Source organism: Kosakonia sp. MH5, from assembly GCF_009935945.1.
GTDB lineage: Bacteria > Pseudomonadota > Gammaproteobacteria > Enterobacterales > Enterobacteriaceae > Kosakonia > Kosakonia radicincitans.
The window spans coordinates 1-3,442 of the sequence record NZ_QODH01000030.1 but is presented as its reverse complement, the minus strand read 5'-3'; the positions used below and the strand labels follow the sequence as shown (position 1 = coordinate 3,442).

Sequence of the window (3,442 nt, the reverse complement as noted above, 5' to 3'; positions counted from 1 at the left end):
TCGCTCAATATTCGTAACCAGCAAGCGCATACCCTGAATCACCTAATAGCGTAATTTTCAGGGTATGAAAGTCTATAATTCGCTCAGAGCGGACCTTCTGCTCAGTGAGTTAGTCCGCTCCGTGCCAACAGCGGACATCCATAGGAGAAATAAGCGATAAGCTCTTAAATTAGTTGTAATTTTTTGATTTTTTTGTATTCGCAAAGGGGTTTGTGTTGGTTGTATAATTGCCTAATATTCATACAGTTGAATGGGAGATGTGGAATGAAGTTCTCGCACAGACATGGTTTTGATCCTGAGTATAATAAAAAGCCGATACGGGAAGATGCTCCAGAGTGGCTTCGCTCTTTATTTTTTGTAACTGTCCTCGATAATTTTTTGTACATTGATGGTGATAGCCGCATTGCGAATGATGAGAACAAGACTCTGGGTATTAAGGCTTTGATCGAGCGACTTTGCGCAGAGAATGGTCAAGAAACAGATCATGAGGATTTCGATTCATGGTACTGCCATGATGCTTTGAAAGCACGTTTGCAACATATGCATTGGTTTCAATTTTACGATGCTGTTGAGATCATTGGAGATCTATTAAGGAAAAGAGATGCAGAGAGAGGCCATACTTGGGGTAAGAAGGTATTAGAAGACATTACTTTTACATCATATCGTCAGAAATTGAACGAGTTATTCGCATCTCGGAATATTGACTGGAAAATGAATTCTGCTGGTAGGTTAGAAACACCATTACCAAATGAACTAGAACAAAAAATCGATGAAACTAATAACTTATTGCAAGACCAGTTTGAACCTGCAAGAAGGCACTATGTGAAAGCACGGGCTTTTGCATTAGGTGCGCATAAGGATCCAGAAAATTCCATAAAAGAATCGATAAGTGCAATAGAAAGCATGTGTCGGACTTATTATCCGTCAGCCTCAACCCTGGGCGAGGTATTAAAACTGATGAGAAAAGAAAACACTATCTCACCTATGCTATTAACTGTAATAGAAAAATTTTACGCTTATACAAATGCAGAGCCAGCAGTAAGACATGGTAGCAACAAGGTTTCTTCTGTCTTGGAATACGATGCTGAATTCGTGTTGCATATATCAGCAGCATTTATTAGAACAATAATACAAAGAAAAGCTGTTTTGGATAACTAAGCCAGACTTACAGCCAACTGACCGTCTCTTATTATTCAAAACATAATAATGTTAGATCCGCTCTTCGCTCACAGCGGACCTTTCGCTCCGTTAGATTGTCCTCTCCGTGCCAGGAGCGGACGTTATGATTCTCTCAATGAAAGGTAATGAAGCTTATATGGCTGTCGAACTGATCAGTATCACATAACTAATTTTACTGGAAACGAGAACATGACGGAGTTATAACAAAAATTAACTTGCTAATTATCAGGCATAAAATGCAGATCAAATACCTTATGGATCACCCTGATTATCTAATTCAGACGACGGCATTACTGTTTAATGAGTGGTCTCATCTGCCTTCATGGTCGGAATCAAGGCAGATAATGAAACGTCTTACCGAGCGTAATAGTATTGATAATCAGCAGTTCACCTTGGTTGCCCTAGACGCAGAGAATAATGTGACTGCTGCTGGTAGCCTTATCTATTATGAACTTAAAGATAACCTTCAGCGCATGTACTGGTTAGGCGAAGTTATTACTCGGTCTACTCATCGTGGTCAGGGGATAGGTTCTGCATTGATAAAACGCATTGTTGAATTAGCTACTGAGAGAAATATTACTGAACTCTGGCTATACACTCCTGACAAGCAGTCTCTATATCGAAGTCTGGGATGGAAAGAGTATGAACAACGTATTGTAGCTGGAGAATCCGTTACGGTAATGGTTATGAGGTTACCTGCTAATGCAATAACCTGAAAAATGGTTTAAAGAGTCAAGCGATGTAGCAGTTGTAACTTCCGCTCCTCGCTCACTGCGGACATCGATCTTCGGGCTGGTCCGTTCAGTGACAGGGGCGGACATTGCTGATATTATTACATTCGTGTCAATGGGGCACAGCGCAAAACAGTAAGTCAAAATTATAAAAGCGATGAGTACAAATTTGGTTGTGAGTCTAAGACTGTCCCTCAGAAAATAAATAAAACCCAAAGTTTTAAGGGCTAAATATGCAAATTGAACTCAGTTTTCTTGAAAAAATCGTCAATACAATATTCCTTGAAATGAAACGGCGTGGCATGGATAGTGTTACGCTAGATGAAGATTTGTATTGGAATATCCCATCGGAATCTCTTTTTGACCCGCATAATGAGCCGAATCAATTAGATATAGGTCAACTGGCAGAAGACTACGAAATATTAAGGCTTGCACATTCGCAGCACAGTCTCGTTAGTCATAATTTAAAAAATGTCTCAGCAATAATGAGATTTTTATCGGAAAAATATCCATTTTGAATGCCAAAGCTGTGCTAACTTTCTTAGTAGCATAGTTTTTTATTAAGTTTCTGGAATAATATTTAATGGTTAATAACCAGTGAGCCAGTAACCGAGCCTGATAATTTGTCGCTTCCTGTTCGCCGGGTAAATAAATTCCCGCTCTTCGCTCATAGCTGCCGGTTAAATTTCTCGCATTCTGTATGAGAGGTAACAGTCTCATCGCGGATTGACTGAATACCCTTGGCCGACGCCGAAATGACGAAAGCAGGCGGGTTTACCAGCAGTTCTGCACAAAGCTGCGCATCGAGGCCGGATTGTGCCTGCAATTATGCAGTTGTTCTCGCAACCGGTAGCCCAGTGGCAACCGCCCCTCCAGAACCTTTTGCACATACTAATGTTCAATTTCTAATATATGCCCTCCCTTGGAAAAATCGGCCTGAATATCAGCAATAACCATATCGATATCATCGCCAGTCATAATCTGACTTTGGTTAGGCGCATCCCAAAACCTCAAAGCCCCCTTGTACAACACAAAGCCAATTTTATCGTTACCGGGAAAGAACATCTCACCTTGAACGGTCGCCGTTCTATCTCCAATTTTTACTTGGATATGACCCCGAGAGACATCAAGAATCATAGTTTCCCCCTTCACGTAAATAATTTTCTCGCCCATTCTTACAGAAACAATAGTAATAATTTCTTCTACATTAGGATTTTTCATCAACGCAGACAACTCAGCTCTTTCCCAAACATTTTCAGGTCGCAGACTCAGCCCGAATACTGCACGCACCGTTCCTGAGACTCCATTTGCATACCCTGACTTGCTCACCGTTTATAGACCTACAGCTTTGTTAGTAATACCTCTATCGCTGCAAGAGTAACTGCAAACTTCCGCTCTTCGCTCTTAACAGACATGCAGGTCCACTGACTGGCTGCTGCCTGCCAAAAGCGGAGTTCTATAAGAGCCGTAGAAGGTCAACTACCACGTTGCTTCTCTAATCGAATAAAAGCGCCATCTAATGTTGTCTTATT

4 protein-coding genes are annotated in these 3,442 nt (G+C 41.0%); 3 read left to right on the top strand and 1 reads right to left on the bottom strand.

What is annotated here, in order from left to right; genetic code table 11:
* Positions 1-264: 264 nt before the first annotated feature.
* The 3 genes from DK872_RS27155 to DK872_RS27145 all read left to right on the top strand — a co-directional run bounded on the left by DK872_RS27155 (position 265) and on the right by DK872_RS27145 (position 2,428).
* Positions 265-1,158, top strand: a complete 894-nt coding sequence (locus DK872_RS27155; RefSeq protein WP_161519127.1) for an AbiJ-NTD4 domain-containing protein — start codon at positions 265-267, stop codon at positions 1,156-1,158.
* Positions 1,159-1,415: 257 nt separating this feature from the next.
* Positions 1,416-1,895 carry a GNAT family N-acetyltransferase gene (locus DK872_RS27150; RefSeq protein ID WP_161519126.1) on the top strand — a complete coding sequence of 160 codons (480 nt, stop codon included), beginning with the start codon at positions 1,416-1,418 and terminating at the stop codon, positions 1,893-1,895.
* A gap of 248 nt (positions 1,896-2,143) precedes the next feature.
* Entirely contained in the window at positions 2,144-2,428 is a 285-nt protein-coding gene (locus tag DK872_RS27145; protein ID WP_161519125.1) for a hypothetical protein, read from the top strand.
* 373 nt (positions 2,429-2,801) lie between these two features.
* On the opposite strand, the gene DK872_RS28110 is transcribed toward DK872_RS27145, so the two are convergent.
* A complete protein-coding gene (locus DK872_RS28110; RefSeq protein WP_161519124.1) occupies positions 2,802-3,200 on the bottom strand; it encodes an Imm74 family immunity protein in 399 nt (132 codons plus the stop codon).
* Positions 3,201-3,442 lie beyond the last annotated feature (242 nt).

Excerpts from the sequence above, each read along its gene's own strand:
- DK872_RS27155 (WP_161519127.1), top strand. The coding sequence starts at position 265 with ATGAAGTTCTCGCACAGACATGGTTTTGATCCTGAGTATAATAAAAAG.
- DK872_RS27150 (WP_161519126.1), top strand. The coding sequence starts at position 1,416 with ATGCAGATCAAATACCTTATGGATCACCCTGATTATCTAATTCAGACG.
- DK872_RS27145 (WP_161519125.1), top strand. The coding sequence starts at position 2,144 with ATGCAAATTGAACTCAGTTTTCTTGAAAAAATCGTCAATACAATATTC.